Raw genomic sequence first — 19,328 nt, 5'->3', positions numbered from 1 at the left:
GCAAAATCGCCAATCTTTGTCGGGCTTCTTGCGATGGACGGATTAAAATTCATCCCTACAAAATTGACCGTTCCTCAAGAACTCTTTATAAAATTCCGGAGGAATGATTTATTTTGTAGCCAGGGATTTTAATCCCTTGAAACGTAAAGTGACCCCAATATTGCCATTTAGTTCCTATTATCGCCAATTTTTGTCGAACTACTTGCGGAGATTCCTCGTTTCTCGGAATGACAAGATTGCGGTAAAAGATTGCGAAAAAATCTAAGAAATCTAACGTCTAAAGATCTAATAATCTAAAATTAGCTATACTGTGTAATAAACTGCTGAACCACCAAATCTGTATTTTCATGACGTTTTTTCTTTTCCAATGCAATCGGAGGTGCTGCTCTTTCGAGACAATTTTTTACATCGCAGGTTTCGCAAGTAACGCCAACAATTCGTTTTACGAGAGGTTTTCCTTCAATGAATTTGAATTTCTTTTTCATGGTTGGATTAATTAAGATTCCAACAGAAATACTGCGAATATTATCTTTTATAAAAGGATCTTTTGTAGCCGAAGAAAAAACCAGATATTCATTTCCGCTATGCACGTAACTTGAAATTTGTGCATCAAAAAAATGAGGTTTATTTTGTCTGATGGCTTCGTTTATGGTTTTTACCGAAACCCATCTTCTGCAATAATGTTCGTTAGTTTCGTTAGCGTGCGGTTCTTGCTGATTGGTAATGTGCAATTCTTTTTTGATCTGATAAAAATCAGAACCAATTTTATGGGACATTCTTAAAAAGAATAAATTTTTCAGATGAAAATCTTTCGGCAATAAATTGGTCAATCTCTGATAAAATGACTCTGGAGAAACTTCAAAACTTTCGATTAAAGTAACAAATTCTTGTGGATTTGGTCGTTCGTTATTCAGAAAATTATTGATTTTATTAACCACCAATTGTCTCGGTAACAATAAAGCACCGGCAAAATAAGAAGCATAAAAATTATGCAAAACCTGATCGAAATTTTCAAATTTAATCCAGCTGAAAGTCAGTAATCGATCTGAAATTTTTAGATAATTATAAGCAATTTCTTTGGCTAAAATAAAAGCTCTTTGCGGATTATCAATTTCGGTTGAAAGTAATAACGTTTTACTTTTCGGGACATAAATCGAACGTAAATCTTCTAAAGCTTCCTGATCTGTAAACGCAATTTCTTTTATAGTGTATTCAAATTCTTCTTTAAGAATCGCTTCTAATTCTTCAATACTAATTTTAGAATCCAAATTGATTTGGAATGATTTCGAAAAAGCAATTACCTTCTCTTCTAAATCTTCAAAATAATTGCTGTGCGCTTCTTGGTATGACCGTAAAGCAGCAAGAAAAAAACTTTCGCGACTTAAATTATAATGTTGTGCAATTTCGATTATAGTACTAATAAATGCATTGACTTTCGCCGGAGCATTCGCAATAATATCAATTAAATCAGCTTCCTGTATGCCAAAAAGTTCTAGCGGAATCTCTTTTAAAATTCCCGATTTTAAGATTTCGCCAATCGGAGCGAGATTATTATCGAGTTTTAAAGAAATCATTTGGTCGTAAGAAACGTCCAAATGTTTACAAAGCAGTAAAATTTTATCTGTTTTTGGATATTTTTTGCCCTTTTCAATTTCGTTTAAGTACGATTTTGAAAGATTTGTCAATTTGGCTAAGCCAAAAAGCGAAAGATTTTTTTGAGTTCGAACCTGTTTCAGTTTTAGCCCAAATATCAGCTTTATATAGTCTTTTTCGATATTCATGAATCAAATATAGCTATTTAAAAAATAATCGCCAAAATAATGTTTTTAATATTTAGCGAACGTTCGCTTGTTTTGTAAAAAACTTTTTTCTAATATTGTGGTGTAGAAAATATTAGATATCAGATTCTTATGGTTTTATGTTTAGAAAGAAATAAACTGAAATTGAAACTAATTTGATTATTACTAATAAAAAAATAAAGCCACAGCTATGAAAAACCAATTAGAAATTACCGAAACGGCAATGGAATTTTTAGCCGAAAAGAATCCTTCTTATCCAAACATTTGGACAGAAGAAGCAATTGCTTTTATAATAGAATTGCATCGAAAATTCGAATCGCAACGAAAATTGTTGTTGTTGCAACGCGATCAAAAACAAGTTTTATTTGATCAGGGTGTAATGCCAACTTTTCCAACAGAAACTAAAACCGTCAGAGAAAGTAATTGGACATCTGGAGAAATTCCCAAAGATCTATTAGATCGCAGAGTCGAGATTACCGGACCGGTTGATCGCAAAATGATAATAAATGCCTTGAATTCAGGTGCAAAAACTTTTATGGCCGATTTTGAAGACAGTACTTCTCCAACATGGCAAAATTTGATGGACGGGCAGGTAAATTTGATTGATGCGGTAAACAGAACAATTTCCTATACTGATTTTGCTAAACATAAATCATATCAATTAAATGAAAAGATTGCAACATTAATGGTACGTCCAAGAGGATTGCATCTTTTAGAAAAACATATTTTAATTGATGGGGAAATGGTTTCGGGTTCTTTAATAGATTTTGGATTGTATGTTTTTCATAACCACAAAAGACTTTTAGAAAACAATTCCGGACCGTATTTCTATATTCCAAAATTAGAACATTATCTCGAAGCACGCTGGTGGAATACTGTAATTGATTTTACAGAAGATTATTTAAAACTGGAGCGCGGAACAATAAAAGTAACGGTTTTAATTGAAACTATAACAGCAAGTTTTCAATTGGATGAAATTATTTATGAATTGAAAGAACATGTTGTAGGATTGAATTGCGGGCGCTGGGATTATATTTTCTCTTATATCAAGAAATTTCGCAAAAATCCGAAATTCATAGTTCCGGATCGCGATCAGGTTAATATGACTTCGCCTTTTATGAATGCGTATTCGAATTTGGTAATTCAAAAATGTCATAAAAGAGGAATTCATGCTATTGGCGGAATGGCGGCTCAAATTCCGATTAAAAATAATGAAGAAGCGAATGCAACAGCTTTCGCAAAAGTAAAAACAGATAAAGAACGTGAAGTTCGAAACGGTCACGACGGAACCTGGGTCGCACATCCGGATTTGGTTTCGCTTGCAAAATCGGTTTTTGATGTCGGGATGCCAACTCCAAATCAAATTCATATTAAAAGAGAACATCGAAAAATAACAGAAGCAGATTTGATTGAACCACCAATTGGAATCATAACCGAAAACGGTGTTCGCAAAAACATAAATGTTGGTGTTTTATATCTGTCATCATGGCTAAACGGACAAGGCGCAGCAGCGTTGCATAATTTGATGGAAGACGCAGCAACAGCTGAAATTTCGAGATCGCAATTGTGGCAATGGCTTCAGAATAAAGTGACTTTGGATAATGGCAAAATTTTAAATCTGGCATATTATCACGAATTGGCTTTAGAGGAATTCAAAAAAATAAAAGACGAATTAGGAGAAGAAATTCACGAACAACGACAATTTTCTCTGGCTGAAAAGGTTTTAGAAAGATTGGTCGTAAATCCCGATTTCGTTGACTTTTTGACTATTCCGTGTTACAAATACCTTTGACAATTAAAAATTGAGAATTAAAAATTAAAAATATTTTTCACGCAGATTTAGCAAATAACGCAGATTTTCAATTTTTAATTTGAATAAAATGCTTTACTAACCAACTTAAACTATATTATTTATGAAAACAACAGAAGACAGAATTCAGGAATTGATTAACGATTGGATCACGAACCCAAGATGGAAAGGTGTTGAACGTCCTTACACCGCTACAGAAGTAGTAACGCTTCAGGGTTCTTATCAAATTGAGCATTCTATTGCCAAAATGGGAGCGCAAAAATTATGGAAAAAGTTAAAAAGTCAGGATTATGTAGCTGGGTTGGGCGCTTTAACCGGAAATCAGGCGATTCAGGAAGTCGATGCCGGTCTGGAAGCGATTTATTTAAGTGGCTGGCAAGTAGCTGCCGATGCGAATTTGGCGGGAGAAATGTACCCGGACCAATCGCTTTATCCGGTAAATAGTGTGCCAATGGTGGTTAAAAAAATAAACAATGCTTTGTTGCGCGCTGATCAGATTCAGACTGTAAATAGAGTTGAAGATAAAAAAGATTACTTAGTTCCGATTGTGGCTGATGCCGAAGCTGGTTTTGGTGGAAATCTAAATGCTTTCGAATTAATGAAATCTATGATTGAAGCCGGAGCTTCCGGAGTTCATTTTGAAGATCAGTTGAGTTCTGCTAAAAAGTGCGGACATCTTGGCGGAAAGGTTTTAGTACCAACTCAGGAAGCAATTAACAAACTTATTGCAGCAAGATTAGCATCTGATGTTATGGGAGTTTCGACTTTAATTGTTGCAAGAACAGATGCTGATGCGGCTAATTTATTAACCAGCGATGCTGACCCAAGAGATGCTAAATTTATTACAGGTGAAAAAACAAACGAAGGTTTTTTCTACGTAAAAAACGGAATCGATCAAGGAATTACAAGAGGTTTAAGTTACGCGCCTTATGCTGATTTGATTTGGATGGAAACCAGTAATCCGGATTTGGTGTATGCTAAAAAGTTTGCCGATGCCATGAAAAAAGAATTTCCTGATAAAATGCTGGCATACAATTGTTCGCCATCATTTAATTGGGGTGCAAAATTATCTGTTGCCGAAATGGAAACGTTTAGAGAAGATTTAGCGGCAATGGGATATAAATTCCAGTTCATCACTTTGGCAGGTTTCCATGCTTTGAATACCAGTATGTTTGAATTATCCAAAGCCTACAAAGAACGCGGAATGGCAGGATATTCTGAATTGCAGGAACGCGAATTTGCTTTACAGAAAAACGGTTTCAGAGCTGTAAAACATCAGGCTTTTGTGGGAACTTCTTATTTTGATGCGGTTCAAAATACAGTTATGATAGGAAAATCAACTATAACGGCAATGAAACATTCTACGGAGGTTGAGCAATTTTAATTCAAAAGCAAATCCAGTTCATTAAACTGGATTTGTTTTTTTTAGCCACAGATTCCGAAGATTAAAATGATTTTAAAAAAAGTTGCCACGAATTTCACGAATTCACTCGAATTTTAATTTGTGAAAATTTGTGAAATTTGTGGCTAAAAAAAATCGTTTTAATCTGTTGAATCTGTGGCTAAATATTATTTTTTTAATAGCCTGGCTTTCATTTTACTGAAAAATTCTGGCGTTACACCAATGAAAGAAGCGATTTGTTTTTGCGGAACTTTATGAACTAACGTTCCGTATTTGGTGGTAAATTTTTCGAAACGCTCTTCTGCCGGTAAACTCAAATTATCCATTAATCTTTGCTGATTGGCGACCAGTGAATTTTCGATTAATATTCTGAAGAAACGTTCTAATTTTGGAATGTCATGATATAATTGTTCCTGATTTTCTTTTGATAATGAAACTACTTCGGCATCTTCTAAAACTTCTATAAAAAGCTGTCCAGGTTTTTGAGAAAAAAAGCTGTACATATCACTCATCCACCAGCCCTGGCAGGCAAATGCCAGAACGTGTTCGACAATATTATCGTTGATATTGAAGCTTCTTAAAATTCCCGAATTGACAAAATACGAATGTTTGCAAACTTCTCCGGCATTCAATAAAATCGTTTTGGCTTTGTAGGTTTTCGTTTCTAGTTTAGATAAGAAATGTGCTTGTTCCTCAGGCGTTAGCGAAACGTGCTTCGCAATATTTTCTAGAATTAAATTCATTTATGAATGTACTTTTATTAAGGTTGCTGTTTGTTTTGCGCGATCGATAATTTCTTCTATTGGAGTTGCCAATGAATCATGACTTAGAACAACACCCATTCTGCGATATGGTCTTGAAGTTGGTTTTCCAAAAATTCTGAAATCGGTTTTTGGCAAAGCAGCTACTTTTTCTATTCCGCTAAAAGTTGGATTTGTTGAGTCTTCCGAAGCTAAAATTACAGCGCTCGCACCGGCTTTTTCAAGCGTAATTTCGAAAATTGGCAGGCTTAAAATCGCACGCAAATGCAATTCGAATTCGTTGAAATTTTGCGTTCCCGCCAAAGTTACCATACCGGTATCGTGTGGGCGGGGAGAAAGTTCAGAGAAATAAACGCCCTCATTGGTTAAGAAAAATTCAACACCAAAAAGTCCGGCACCGCCAAGTGCTTCCGTAATTTTTTCGGCCATGTCCTGCGCTTCGTATAAATCTTTTTCTGAAACCAAAGCAGGCTGCCAGCTTTCCTGATAATCTCCACGTTCTTGTCGGTGTCCAATTGGCGCACAAAACAAAGTTGGATTATTATTTTGAGTAATTGTTAGAAGCGTAATTTCCGAATTAAAATCAACAAATGCTTCTACAATAACTTCGATAACATCGCCACGTGAACCTGCAACGGCATATTGCCATGCTTTTTCGATATCATTTTCGGTTTTTATAGTCGATTGTCCTTTTCCGGAAGAAGACATTAATGGTTTTACTACACACGGAATTCCAACTTCCTGAACTGCTTTTTGCAATTCTTCTGCAGAAGTTGCGTATTGATATTTGGCTGTTTTTAATCCTAATTCTTTTGAAGCCAAATCACGAATGGCTTTGCGATTCATGGTAAAGTTTGCCGCTTTTGCAGAAGGAACAACGGTGATTCCTTGTTTTTCGTAATCGTAAAAACGTTCGGTGCGAATGGCTTCTATTTCGGGAACTATAAAATCGGGTTTGTGTTTGGCTACGATTCGGTCAAGAGCTTCACCGTCGAGCATGTTGATGACTTCAAATCCGTGTGCAACCTGCATTGCAGGAGCATTTTCGTAACTGTCAACAGCAATTATGGTTTGTCCAATTCGTTGTGCGGCAATGACAAATTCTTTGCCTAATTCACCTGAACCGAGGAGTAGTATTTTCATAAGGGGAAATTTCAAATTTTGGAGTAGTAAAAGTAGGGAAAAATGTTTTTAACCCCAAAGTTCTATTCACATGTATTATGGTAGAGGCGCACTGCAGTGCGTCTACGTGATCTATGTTTAACCGTAAAGTTCGTAAAGATTTACGCAAAGAGCGCAAAGAATTTCATGCAGATTCGGCAGATTTAATTTTAAATGGAAATTTAATTTTTAAATTACAAAAGTGACCGTGTAGTTTGTCATTCCGAGGAACGAGGAATCTCCTCAAGTAACTCCGTTCCAATAAGCCAATCTTTGTAGAGCTACTCGCGGAGATTCCTCGTTCCTCGGAATGACAAGATTGGTGAAATAGCAGAAAAAAAGGTTCGCAAAGATTAAACTTAAAATCTTTGCGAACCTTTGCGTAATTCTTTGCGCTCTTTGCGGTAAAAAAACCTTGCGGTTAAATATTCTTAATGAAAATGATCTTCTTCGATTTCGAATTCGGCATCTTTTTCCCAGATTTCCATTTCGCAGGGTTTGCAGTTAAATTTTAGTTTGTATTCCAACTCGCCTTGTTTTAAAACCAATGGTTCTTTTACTTTAACACCCATGATGTCTTTTTGGTGTATTGGGCATTTTTTTAATTCGTATTTGATGCAATATTTAGTAGTCATAACACGAGATTTCCCTGGATCCCATTGCAATTCGAATGCTTTTTCGATTTCGGTTACGCCGTGACGTTCGTAGAATTTACGAGCGGTTTTGTTCGAAACATTGTACATGAAATCAAGTTTGGTTTCAGGGTACGGATGTGACGTTTTTACTATTTGATGTTCTTCGCGTTTGTAATTTTTCAAACGAATTTCGGTTAACTGATCGTAAACTGTTCTTCGCATTTCGTTAATTTTTGAAATAGGAAGGAACCAGTTTTGAGAAAACATGATGTTAATTTCATTGGCTGTATAGGGTGTAAAGCCTGTTTTTGCCAATTGCGTTTTGATGTTTTCTTCGATTGATTCGCCAGTTTTAGTCTGCTCTTTTGAGTGTTCTAAATTTACGATGCTTACATTTCCGTCTTCATCGGTTGCGATTAATTCGAAACCAGTTTCATTTTCGGTAAGCAATAAAGTTGTGCTGATTTTTCGAACGGCGCTATCTTCTCTTTCTACAATTTTGATGAAAGCGGCATCGTTATTTCTATAAATAAAAGTTCCGTCTTTTACTTCTTTTAAAACATTTGGATAAATTTTACCGTTTTCGGCTTTGTTTACATAAATTCCGTCAGCTTCATTATTTTCGTTGATGAAACAAAGTCCGTCACCGTTGTTTAGTAATTCGCCGTTTTCGATTTCGTAAGCGTTTCCAACAGTTCGGATTAATTTACCGATGTATTGTCCTTTTGATTTTGGGCTTTCCCAAGATCCAATACTATGATTTCTATCGTTTACAAAATAGTCCGTATAACCGCGGTTAAAAGTTCTGTTTAAAGAAGAATCGAAAGTATAGGTGCAAGTTCCAGAAGAAGCTTTCATGTATTTGTCGCTTCCTTCACCTTCTAAAAAACTGTCTAATTTTTGACGTAAAAATGAAACGTTGTTTTTTACGTAAACAACATCTTTTAAGCGTCCTTCAATTTTAAAAGAAACGATTCCGGCTTCAATCAAATTCGGAATTTGATCTGAAATATCTAAATCTTTAATCGAAAGTAAGTGACTGTTTTTGATTAAAGTTTCTCCGTTTCCGTCGATTAAGTTATAAGGCAAACGGCAGTTTTGTGCGCAAGAACCACGATTGGCGCTGCGTTCTCCGTTGGCGACACTCATATAACAGTTTCCACTGAAAGAAACGCATAAAGCTCCGGTTACGAAAAATTCTAATTCTACATCAGCCTCGTCGTATATTGTTTTAATTTGATGCAAGTTCAATTCGCGGGCTAAAACCACACGTTTGATTCCGGCATCTTTTAGGAATTTAATTTTATCGGCATCACGATTATTGGCTTGTGTGCTGGCGTGAAGTACGATAGGAGGTAAGTCCATTTCCATAATCGCCATATCCTGAATAATCAGGGCATCTACACCAATTTCGTATAATTCCCAGATCATTGAGCGACACGTTTCCAATTCGTTATCGTACAAAATGGTATTCATTACTACAAAAACCTGAGCATTAAATAAATGCGCATATTGTACCAAAGCGGCAACATCTTCAATAGAATTGTTGGCATTAGAACGCGCTCCAAATTGTGGAGCTCCAATATAAACTGCATCGGCGCCACTATTTATGGCGGCCATTCCTCCAATTAAATCTTTAGCAGGAGCTAATATTTCAATTTTCTTCTTCATTTTTAGAACTTTAGGCTTTTGTGGTATTCACGCAAAAAAGTTTGCAAAGTTCTTATAAATAATTCGAGTTTACTAATGCTGAAGTGACTTTTTTTGAAATAGTAAGGTTATATGGAATGATGATAAATGGGATTTTTAATCTATTGGAAAAGAAAATCCTGCCGTGAATCCTCCGAAAGATTGTTCGGCAGATGGTTGTGCATAGAAAGAAGCTCCAAGTTCTATATTGTTTTTGCGGCCAATTGAAAGCCCAAAACCTATAGGAATATGGACTTGTGCTCCCTTCTCTTTTGCATGAAAACCTGGAATATAAGTTTCGAAAGAGCCTATTGATGTACCAATACCGACTTCTACAAAAGGAGCAACCCAGGGTATTGGAGCGCAAAGTCTAATTTTTCCTCCCAGAAAAAAGGCTTTAGATTCAACTTTGTAGCCTTCTGGATTCTTTACCTTATCTTCATCTGTTGATGTTATAATTATTCCGGCATATGGTCTCACACTAAACCATTTTTTTATTCCAAATACATATTCTCCCTGTAGATATAAACCAGAACCATCTATGATTTCCGGATCTTCTTCTTCATAATTTGAAGTACTTGATCCAAAACCTATTGAGGCTTTTATGGAATTACCTTCAGTTTGGGCTTTTGTCAGATTAGAAAAAAATAAAGTAAAGATTATAATTAAAAGAGAGTTGCGTAAAGTTAGATTCATAAAGTGGTTTGATTTGTTAATGATTGAAACGAAAATAACATTTATTTTTTAGATTTCTATAAAACAAAAAAACTACTCCGTTTTAATAACGGAGTAGTTTTCACTTTCAAAAAAATAGTGCCAAATATTATGACAGTTTTTTCGCTTTGATTTTAGTCAAAGTATTTTGAATACTGTTTAATTGTTTTGAAACAATTGCAATTTGACTCGCTTCAAGTTCATTTTTTTCTAAAGCCATTTTGTATTTTTCAATAGCAGCTTCTTCTCCTGTAATACAAGCATTGATAATCGCTTCTGTATCTCCACTTGTAAAAGAAGATTTAATATCAATCCATGCACGGTGTAAAGCTCCTAATGGACCTCCGCCGGCTGTATCAGTTGATTTTCCCAGTTTGTTGATTTCGTCTTGTATTTCTACAATAAATAATGCACGTTCACGAGCATAATCTAAAAAATCAGTTTTTATGGCTGGACTGCTTACGTGTTCTGCAGCATTGGTGTATCCTAATTTTCCATCTTCTAAAATTGCAATTAATCCTTCTAAAGTACTAACTGCTTCTTTTGTGGTTTCATCTGTATGTATCATGATCTTTAAATTTTATAATTAATGTATAATACAAAGATGGGATTTTGTAAAGCCTTATGTTTTACAGAATTATATTGGTTGTTTATAAAATTCTGGAATGGGAATTTTGAAAGACAAAAATTATCTTCACTCAGATGTGGAAAATTAAAAGATTTATTTTAAAGTAAAAACTAAAATTTCTTGTTACCATTTTGCGTGAGGGATAGATGCGAAAGGCCCAACAGCCGGACGAAGCAAGAGCGAGGACTTGTAGCGAATAGCCCGACCGCCTTTTCGGCTGGGCACGCCCAAAATAATTGCATAAAAAAACAGCTTAAAGTATAAAGTGATGAAACTTTGAACCTTAAGCCGTTTTAATAAAACTTATTTATGAAGTTATGCAGTCAAAGCTTCTTTGATTCTGCGTAAAGCTTCTTTTAAAATATCGTTGCTTGTTGCGTAAGAAAAACGAATACAATTCGGGTTTCCGAAAGCATCTCCTGTTACAGTTGCTACGTTTGCTTCTGCCAAAAGATACATAGAAACATCGTTTGCATCTTTAATTTCAGTTCCTCTTAATGTTTTTCCGAAGAAAGAAGAAACGTCAGGGAACACGTAAAATGCTCCTTCCGGAACGTTGATTTTTACGCCAGGAATTTCTTTTAATAGTCCAACAACTAAATCTCTGCGTTCGTGAAAAGCCTGAACCATGTGGTTTAATACACTTGGATCCGCATCTACAGCGGTAATTGTAGCGCGTTGTGCCACAGAATTTGCTCCTGAAGTTACTTGTCCCTGAATTTTTGTACATGCTTTTGCAATAAATTCCGGCGCTCCAATATAACCAATTCTGTATCCTGTCATGGCGAATGCTTTTGCAACTCCGTTTACTGTAATTGTTCTTTCGAACATTCCCGGAATAGAACCAATACTGCAGAAAGTTCCTGAGAAATTGATGTGCTCGTAAATCTCATCGGCAACTACATATATATTTGGATGTTTTTCTAAAACTTTTGCAAGAGCTGTTAACTCTTCTCTGCTGTACACAGATCCAGATGGGTTACAAGGAGAACTGAACCACATCATTTTTGTTTTTGGTGTGATGGCAGCTTCTAATTGTTCTGGTGTGATTTTGAAATCAGTATCTACAGATGTTGGAACTTCTACGGGAACTCCGCCAGAAAGCTTTACAATTTCGAAATAAGAAACCCAGTAAGGTGCTGGTAAAATAACCTCGTCACCATCGTTTAACATTACTTGTGCAATGTTGTATAAAGATTGTTTTGCTCCTGTAGAAACTACAATTTGAGTTGGTTTGTAATCTAAATCATTGTCTCTTTTGAATTTTCGGCAAATTGCTTCTCTCAATTCTAAATAACCTTCAACCGGAGAATAGGTGCTGTAATTTTCGTCGACTGCTTTTTTAACGGCTTCCTTGATAAAATCCGGTGTATTAAAGTCAGGTTCTCCTAAACTTAAACTGATAATGTCTTTTCCCTGCGCTTTTAATTCACGTGCTAAAGCAGCCATTGCTAATGTTTGTGACGTCGCTAAGTTGTTAATTCTGTCTGAAAGAATGTGATTCATTATAAAATTTTTGAATGTCCTTAATTTTCAACTGTAATTAAGGAAGGTTAATTATTAATAGATTTTTTTAGTTTTATACTGATAATTCAGGCTTCATTCCAAGGTCTTTCAAATGCTTGTAATGAGCTATAACAGCACCTCTCATCGTTTTGAATTCATGATAAGGCAAGTTGCATTCGATTGCGGTTTGTTTTACAATTTCAGCAATTTTTCCGTAGTGAATATGACTGATATGTGGAAAAATGTGGTGCTCGATCTGGTGATTTAAACCTCCGGTAAACCAATTAACTATTTTGTTTTTTGGAGCAAAATTTGCCGTTGTGTATAATTGGTGAATAGCCCATGTATTTTCCATTTCTCCCTCTTCGTTTGGAACAGGATTTGACGTTTCCTCTACTACGTGTGCCAATTGAAAAACGATGCTTAAAATTAATCCTGCAGTATAATGCATTACAAAAAATCCAATAACGACTTTCCACCATGTTACGCCTAAAATCATTGGCAAAGCCATCCAGATTAAAACGTAAATTATTTTTGTGATTACCAAAACAGTCCATAATTTGGCTGGACTTTGTGGAGTTCCGTAGGATAATTTTCTTCTAAGATAGTTTTTCATTTGCTTGAAATCAGTTGTTAGAGCCCAATTAAAAGTCAATAATCCGTATAAGAAGAAAGAATAATAATGTTGAAATTTATGAAAACGATGCCATTCGGCATTTTGTGTAAAACGTATAATTCTACCGGCGTCAAGATCTTCATCATGACCGTGAATATTAGTGTATGTATGGTGTAAAACATTATGTTGAACTTGCCAGTTGTGTACATTTCCGGCCAAAACATAAATGCTTCCGCCCATAATTTTGTTAATCCATGATTTAGAAGAGTAAGATCCGTGGTTCCCGTCGTGCATAACGTTCATTCCAATTCCGGCCATTCCAACTCCCATAAGAATATTTAGTAACAATTGTGCCCAAAATGGCATATCAAGAGTTAGTATTAAAAAATAAGGAGTTAGAAAAACAGCAAAAAGAATAACGGCTTTTAAGTGCAGCTTCCAGTTTCCGGTTTTCTGAATGTTATTCTCCTTAAAGTAATTGTTTACTCGTGAGTTAAGTGTTCTGAAGAACTTCAGATTGTCTTGCTTAGCAAATGTAGGCGCAGTGTTATTCATAATTGATTTAAATAGTTTTCAAAGGTAATTATTATAAATTTTCAATTTGCAAAATTGAGTTAAATATTTCAACTGTAAAGTAGTACTTTTGTTAAAAAATTAGAGCAATGGATGAGATATTGAAATATTTTCCTGATTTGAGTGCCATTCAAATCGAACAATTTCAAAAATTAGACTTTTTATACCATGATTGGAATGAAAAAATCAATGTTATTTCCCGTAAAGACATTGATGCCTTATATACAAAACACGTTTTGCATTCGCTTGGAATTGCAAAAATCATGAAGTTTGAACCGGGAACAACTGTTTTGGATGTTGGAACTGGCGGAGGATTTCCTGGAATTCCCCTGGCGATTCTTTTTCCGGAAACACGCTTTTACCTGATTGACGTTATTGCAAAAAAAATAAAAGTAGTTCAGGGAGTTGTGGATGCTTTAGAATTAAAAAATGTTAAGGCAGAACAATTACGTGCAGAAAATGTAAAAGGCGATTTTGATTTTATTGTAAGCCGCGCCGTTACAAATATGCCGGATTTTGTTTCCTGGATTAAGAATAAAATTAAAAAGCAACATAAACACACCCTGAAAAATGGTATTTTATATTTAAAAGGTGGGGATTTATCTGAAGAGCTTAAGGATTTCCCCAAAGCAACTTTGTATGATTTAGCAGATATTTTTGAAGATGAATTTTTTGAAACCAAAAAAGTAGTGCATTTACCTTTGAAGTTTACGTTTTAATCGCATTCAAATTAGAAAAACAACCCGACAATAATTATATTCTTGTCGGGTTTTTGCTTACTATCAAATGATGAATTAATAATTAAGATGCTTCTCTTGATAAGTGCAAAAATGGATTTGATTTGTGATCTATATTTTCAATAAAATCCTCCATAGCTTTTACAGATTCTTCATTTGTATATTCAAATTTTGGATCAAAGAAAAATTCACGAGTAATTACCGGTTCATTTGATGAATCATAAATTTCTTCGTCACTTTCATCAAGATTAGTATGTGAATACGGACAAGGAAATAAACTATTTAATTCAGTAATAGTTTTATTAAACCATTTGTCAAAAACTTTTTTCTTAGGTGTAATATGGCGCGCTAATAAAACTAAGCCAATAATTTCGCTTTGAATAAAGTAAGATCCTTTTCTATATCTCACATCAATCATTCTTACATTCATAAGTGCAATCCATAAAGGTCCATTTACACAACCTGAAACTGGTACGTTTAATTCTGTATCAAAATCTAATGGTTTTGTATTGTCAAGATTTTCGATTGAACACCAAAGTGCTTCAATACGTTTTTGTGTATCGGTAGTAGTTTTGGTATACCCTTTAAAACGCCAATAAACCCATTCTAATAATGCAGCTGTAAGACCAACAGAAGCTTTATGATTAATATTGGCTAATGCATTTTCCAGTTCTTCATTTCCTTCTAATGGATCTAATAATTGTTCCATTTTTTTCCTATTCCATTTAAAATCAATTGGATGTCCAATGCTTTTTGATTTAAGAATTATTTGCGGAGTAGTTTTTAAATTTTTCATAAGCATCTCTTAGTTTACAGTGAATTATTATTTTATACTTGTAATATATTGCCTGTTTTTGATTTTAAAACACACAAATTATTTCAATTAATTACATTTTGATTATGTAATTAAAGAAAGGACAAATTTATAAGAGACCTCATCTTTAAAATGATAGAATAAGTTTTTAAAATGGTAGAATAGGATTTTTTACGGGCGTATATTGTTGAGGATCAATATAATAAGAAAAAGACTACAAAATAATAAAAATAGTTAAATTGTAATATTTATATGATAAATGTACAATATTTGATTTAATATTTACAAATTTTTTTTACAAATTATTCTTTTTGAATAAGTTACTTTATAAGAAGTAATTTTTCAGAAAGGCAAATGTAAAATATATTCTACAAAATTAGTGTTAAAATTTTTGGCTTATTATGAGAAAGAATTGTGTATCACAAAAATTGAGATTGCTTTTGTGATTTAAAACAAAGCCAATCTTTATAGATTGGCTAGTTTACAATTTTTTTATTGGATTAATTTGCTTTAAGTTCTTTCATTTGTGTGGTGTACATATCTTTTACTTCAACTTCAGTGTTGTCTTTTAATCGGCGTATTTTATAAGATATTGGTGCAGACGATCCAACTAATGATGAATTATCAGGAGATTGTAAAAATTTTACAAAACTATTATAATCAGTTACTTTTCCTCCTAATGATAATGGTCCTCCTACAATCATTACTTTTATTTTATTTTGAGCAAATAATTTTTTAAACTCTTCTGAATAATTTACATCTACTCCGATATCTACAACTTTTAATGCGACACCAACTGCGGCTTTAACCATTGTATTGTTGTAAGATTCATTTTTAGATGTTTCTATTAATAAATAAGCAACCCTGCCATAATCAACATTACTAACATATACAGGTTCATGTGTTCCAAAATTGTTTGCACTAATATCTCCATCGATCCAATCACTATAGTATTTAGGATCAATTGTCATACTGTATAAGCGTTGTCTTACTTTTACCATTATATAAGAACCAGTAATGCTTGAACCGCTATTTTGCGTATAACCAAAATTAGCTTTTACCAAACCACTTAAAACATTTACATTTAAATGAGCATCTAGAGATTTCTTAAAACTATCCTCAGTTGTAATTTCATTGCTTTGGTATTCATAATAGGTCGGAATGGATTCATAGTCAATAAGATTTTTATTTTTGCTGACTAAACCATTAATAGTATTCCTAATTTCGCTTGGTACAGGAAGTGCGTAATCACTTACAGATAAATCGCCTCTTAAAGACATTGATAAAGTAACAGGTTTAAAAGCATTCTTTAATACAAGCGGATCATAAGTTGCATTCATGAAGCTTGAACCGCGCAAAATACTTCCCGGATAAATAACATCCAAATTTGCTTCGCTTATTATAGAAAGCGGCGATAAGGTTGTTTGTTTTTCAACTGTAGTCAGATATACATATTCATTATTACCCGTAGTTGGGTTTAGTTCCTGTGCACCTGTTTTCTTTGAACTAATTACGTTATCAGATTTTGAGGCAAAGACCACAGGTTGCAGGTTGTTTAAATCGCCTCCTTTGTTGTCCTTATTGTCATCGTTACTACATGAGGTAAATAGTGCTGCACTTATTGCTAATGCTAAAAATGTAGTCTGTTTCATTTTGTTTTTCATAATCAATTTTTGTTTGTATTATTATTTTTGGCTGATATTTAAGTTGTTATAAGTGATGATGTTATCAGGTTCACCTTTTCTTTTTTGTGTTATTTTTAATTCTGACAATATCCATGTAGGAACTATTTGCGCTCCTTTTTCGGTATTTACTTTATCACTAAATGTTAGAACTTTATCGATAGAGACAATGCCAGGATATTTGTTTCCATTATAAAATGCCGTATAAGTGTTTTCTTTAGATTCACTATCCGTTAAATAAGTATCGTTTGATTGGTCGCCATCATCAATAGTAAATTCATAATAACGGCTATGTTTCGAATTTGAAAACATGGTTGCATTATCTGTTTGTTCATTTCGTGTATATGCATCTATTTTTACTGCAAAAAAGGAAATTTCCTGAGTAGAGCCGGCAACATATTTATTGCCTCTCATTTTTTTCAATTCATATTGATGTATAAAATTGCCCGGTTTTAAAATGGAAAGAAAAAAAGAAGATTTTGATGTTTTAATGATAATGCTGTCTCTTGTTTCTTTCTGCGTAATTTGATCGCCCGTAGTAGAAGAAATATCTAAAGGAATTTTGATTTCCTCCTGAAAATTATAATCAAGTTTATTTCTTTGATGGGTTATAGCAGACCGTGTTATAGGTTTCAGGATATAAACAACATCAGAGTTAGAATCAAAATCATTAATCGTTACATCAAATTTTAAAGTTTCGCCAACTTGAATATTACTCCAATCAACACGATTAATGTCTTTGGTTAAAGTAAAATTAGCGTTGTTGTTTTGAATTTCTGATTTTGATGAACTTTCGTTTTCACTGCATGAGGCCAGTGCTGTTAAACAAATAAAGAATAAGTATTTTTTCATGTTTTAATTTTTCATGAAGGAACGTATTATTCTTTTTTACCGTAGTCACAATAAATTCACAAACTATTAGAATAAGGCATAAAAAAGAAAAACCCGCAAACTTCAAAATGAAGTTTGCGGGTTTTTTATAAATCTAAAATCAGATTATTAACCTAAAAACGGATATCTGTAATCTTCCGGAGTTACAAAAGTTTCCTTGATCGTTCTAGGAGAAGCCCAACGCAATAAGTTCAATGCAGAACCAGCCTTATCATTAGTTCCGGAAGCTCTCGCTCCTCCAAAAGGCTGCATGCCTACAACAGCTCCTGTTGGTTTATCATTAATATAGAAGTTACCGGCAGCATTTTGCAATTTTGTAGTAGCTACTTCAATAGCATAACGATCCTGGCTAAATACAGCTCCTGTTAAAGCATACTCAGAAGTAGTATCAACTAATTCTAAAGTCTCTTCCCATTTTGCATCTTCGTACACATATATCGTAATAACGGGGCCGAATAATTCGGTTTCCATTGTAGTATATTTTGGATTTGTAGTTACAATAACTGTTGGCTCAATAAAATATCCAACTGATTTATCGTAGTTTCCACCAACAATAATTTCAGCATCAGCATCTTTTTTAGCCTGATCGATAAAACCAGCTAATTTATCAAAAGAACCTTCGTGAATAACCGCTGTAATAAAGTTTCCGAAATCTTCCGGAGAACCCATTTTCATCGATTTTGCATCAGCAATTAATTGTTCTTTTACAGCAGGCCATAAACTTTGCGGAATATAAGCTCTCGAAGCAGCAGAACATTTTTGTCCCTGAAATTCAAATGCTCCACGAGTAATTCCTGTAGACACTTGTTTTGCGTTAGCGCTTGGGTGTGCAATGATAAAATCCTTACCACCAGTTTCGCCAACAATTCTTGGGTATGTTTTATAATTATGGATGTTTGCACCAATTTTAGCCCAGATATCTTTAAATACATGAGTCGATCCTGTAAAGTGAATTCCGGCGAAATCAGGACTTGCTAAAATAGTATCCGTAATCATTAAAGCATCTCCAAAAACAACGTTGATAACGCCATCAGGAACACCAGCTTCTTTGAAAACATCAATAATAATTTTTGCAGAAAAAACCTGACTATCACTTGGTTTCCAAACCACAACATTACCCATCATTGCAGCACTTGCAGGAAGATTTGCAGCAATAGCAGTAAAGTTAAATGGAGTTATAGCGTAAACAAAACCTTCAAGAGGTCTGTATTCTAAACGGTTCCAGACTGTAGAATCAGATTTTGGCTGATCGTTGTAAATTTGAGTCATAAATTCTACGTTGTAACGTAAAAAGTCGATCAATTCGCAGGAAGCATCAATTTCTGCCTGGTGAATGTTTTTAGATTGCCCAATCATTGTAGCTGCGTTGATACGCGCTCTGTACGGACCAGCAATAAGTTCAGCAGCTTTTAAGAAAATAGCAGCACGCTGTTCCCATGCCATATCTGCCCATGCTTTTTTTGATTCAAGAGCATTTGCAATGGCTTTTTCAATATGTTGTTTTTCAGCTAAATGATACGTTCCTACGATATGTTTGTGATCGTGAGGCGCTGAGATAGTTTTTGTATTTCCAGTTTTGATTTCTTCACTACCAATGTATAATGGAACATCAATTTTAGAGTTCCACATTGAAGTGTACGCCGCCTGAACAGCTGCTTTTTCTGGTGAGTTTGGTGCGTAGCTTTTAACAGGCTCGTTTACCGCTTTTGGTACATGAAAGAATCCTTTTAACATGGGGTAAATTATTTTAAAATTACGAATTGTTTAATTTTATACAAAAGTACAAATGATAATTTGATTATATCACAATACATTATTAAAAAGTTGTAATTAAATAAACTAATCTCGTTAGGTTATAAAATTCATATTGGTATAAATAATTAAATTTGAGGGTATTCCGAAAGAATCGT

15 protein-coding genes are annotated in these 19,328 nt (G+C 34.2%); 3 read left to right on the top strand and 12 right to left on the bottom strand.

Annotation, left to right across the window (positions count from 1 at the left end):
• Positions 1 to 299 precede the first annotated feature (299 nt).
• Positions 300 to 1,781 (bottom strand): helix-turn-helix domain-containing protein, encoded by a 1,482-nt coding sequence (locus tag ACZ0AH_RS19675; RefSeq protein WP_463477461.1) that lies wholly within the window; start codon positions 1,779 to 1,781, stop codon positions 300 to 302.
• A 208-nt stretch (positions 1,782 to 1,989) separates the two neighbouring features.
• Here ACZ0AH_RS19675 and aceB point away from each other — a divergent pair, with 208 nt between their 5' ends.
• Positions 1,990 to 3,591, top strand: coding sequence for a malate synthase A (gene aceB / locus ACZ0AH_RS19670; RefSeq protein WP_463477460.1), 1,602 nt, complete (start codon positions 1,990 to 1,992; stop codon positions 3,589 to 3,591).
• A 121-nt stretch (positions 3,592 to 3,712) separates the two neighbouring features.
• Positions 3,713 to 4,993: an isocitrate lyase gene (gene aceA / locus ACZ0AH_RS19665; RefSeq protein WP_463477459.1), complete on the top strand. Its 1,281-nt coding sequence runs from the start codon at positions 3,713 to 3,715 to the stop codon at positions 4,991 to 4,993.
• Between the two features lie 185 nt (positions 4,994 to 5,178).
• On the opposite strand, the gene ACZ0AH_RS19660 is transcribed toward aceA, so the two are convergent.
• The 7 genes from ACZ0AH_RS19660 to ACZ0AH_RS19630 form a co-directional block, all read right to left on the bottom strand.
• A complete protein-coding gene (locus tag ACZ0AH_RS19660; RefSeq protein ID WP_463477458.1) occupies positions 5,179 to 5,754 on the bottom strand; it encodes a Crp/Fnr family transcriptional regulator in 576 nt (191 codons plus the stop codon).
• Positions 5,755 to 6,915 (bottom strand): formate-dependent phosphoribosylglycinamide formyltransferase, encoded by a 1,161-nt coding sequence (purT, locus tag ACZ0AH_RS19655; RefSeq protein ID WP_463477457.1) that lies wholly within the window; start codon positions 6,913 to 6,915, stop codon positions 5,755 to 5,757.
• 449 nt (positions 6,916 to 7,364) lie between these two features.
• Positions 7,365 to 9,239, bottom strand: a complete 1,875-nt coding sequence (locus tag ACZ0AH_RS19650) for a peptidase U32 family protein (protein ID WP_463477456.1) — start codon at positions 9,237 to 9,239, stop codon at positions 7,365 to 7,367.
• Between the two features lie 135 nt (positions 9,240 to 9,374).
• On the bottom strand, positions 9,375 to 9,953 hold the full coding sequence (locus tag ACZ0AH_RS19645; protein WP_463477455.1) for a hypothetical protein: 579 nt from the start codon (positions 9,951 to 9,953) through the stop codon (positions 9,375 to 9,377).
• A gap of 127 nt (positions 9,954 to 10,080) precedes the next feature.
• Positions 10,081 to 10,539, bottom strand: a complete 459-nt coding sequence (locus tag ACZ0AH_RS19640) for a ferritin-like domain-containing protein (RefSeq protein ID WP_463477454.1) — start codon at positions 10,537 to 10,539, stop codon at positions 10,081 to 10,083.
• A 375-nt stretch (positions 10,540 to 10,914) separates the two neighbouring features.
• Positions 10,915 to 12,105, bottom strand: a complete 1,191-nt coding sequence (locus ACZ0AH_RS19635) for a pyridoxal phosphate-dependent aminotransferase (RefSeq protein ID WP_463477453.1) — start codon at positions 12,103 to 12,105, stop codon at positions 10,915 to 10,917.
• Between the two features lie 73 nt (positions 12,106 to 12,178).
• Complete coding sequence (locus tag ACZ0AH_RS19630; RefSeq protein WP_463477452.1) at positions 12,179 to 13,276, bottom strand: fatty acid desaturase family protein; 1,098 nt, start codon at positions 13,274 to 13,276, stop codon at positions 12,179 to 12,181.
• 107 nt (positions 13,277 to 13,383) lie between these two features.
• Between ACZ0AH_RS19630 and rsmG the strand changes: the two genes are divergently transcribed.
• A complete protein-coding gene (gene rsmG / locus ACZ0AH_RS19625) occupies positions 13,384 to 14,013 on the top strand; it encodes a 16S rRNA (guanine(527)-N(7))-methyltransferase RsmG (RefSeq protein WP_463477451.1) in 630 nt (209 codons plus the stop codon).
• A gap of 82 nt (positions 14,014 to 14,095) precedes the next feature.
• On the opposite strand, the gene ACZ0AH_RS19620 is transcribed toward rsmG, so the two are convergent.
• The 4 genes from ACZ0AH_RS19620 to pruA form a co-directional block, all read right to left on the bottom strand.
• Positions 14,096 to 14,827 carry a hypothetical protein gene (locus ACZ0AH_RS19620; protein WP_463477450.1) on the bottom strand — a complete coding sequence of 244 codons (732 nt, stop codon included), beginning with the start codon at positions 14,825 to 14,827 and terminating at the stop codon, positions 14,096 to 14,098.
• Positions 14,828 to 15,345: 518 nt separating this feature from the next.
• Complete coding sequence (locus tag ACZ0AH_RS19615; protein ID WP_463477449.1) at positions 15,346 to 16,509, bottom strand: thiol-activated cytolysin family protein; 1,164 nt, start codon at positions 16,507 to 16,509, stop codon at positions 15,346 to 15,348.
• Between the two features lie 21 nt (positions 16,510 to 16,530).
• Entirely contained in the window at positions 16,531 to 17,379 is an 849-nt protein-coding gene (locus ACZ0AH_RS19610) for a hypothetical protein (protein ID WP_463477448.1), read from the bottom strand.
• 147 nt (positions 17,380 to 17,526) lie between these two features.
• Positions 17,527 to 19,152 carry an L-glutamate gamma-semialdehyde dehydrogenase gene (gene pruA, locus ACZ0AH_RS19605; RefSeq protein WP_463477447.1) on the bottom strand — a complete coding sequence of 542 codons (1,626 nt, stop codon included), beginning with the start codon at positions 19,150 to 19,152 and terminating at the stop codon, positions 17,527 to 17,529.
• Between the last annotated feature and the right edge of the window lie 176 nt (positions 19,153 to 19,328).

It is taken from the genome of Flavobacterium sp. AC105, assembly GCF_979258495.1.
This window is presented reverse-complemented; position numbering and strand designations above follow the sequence as displayed.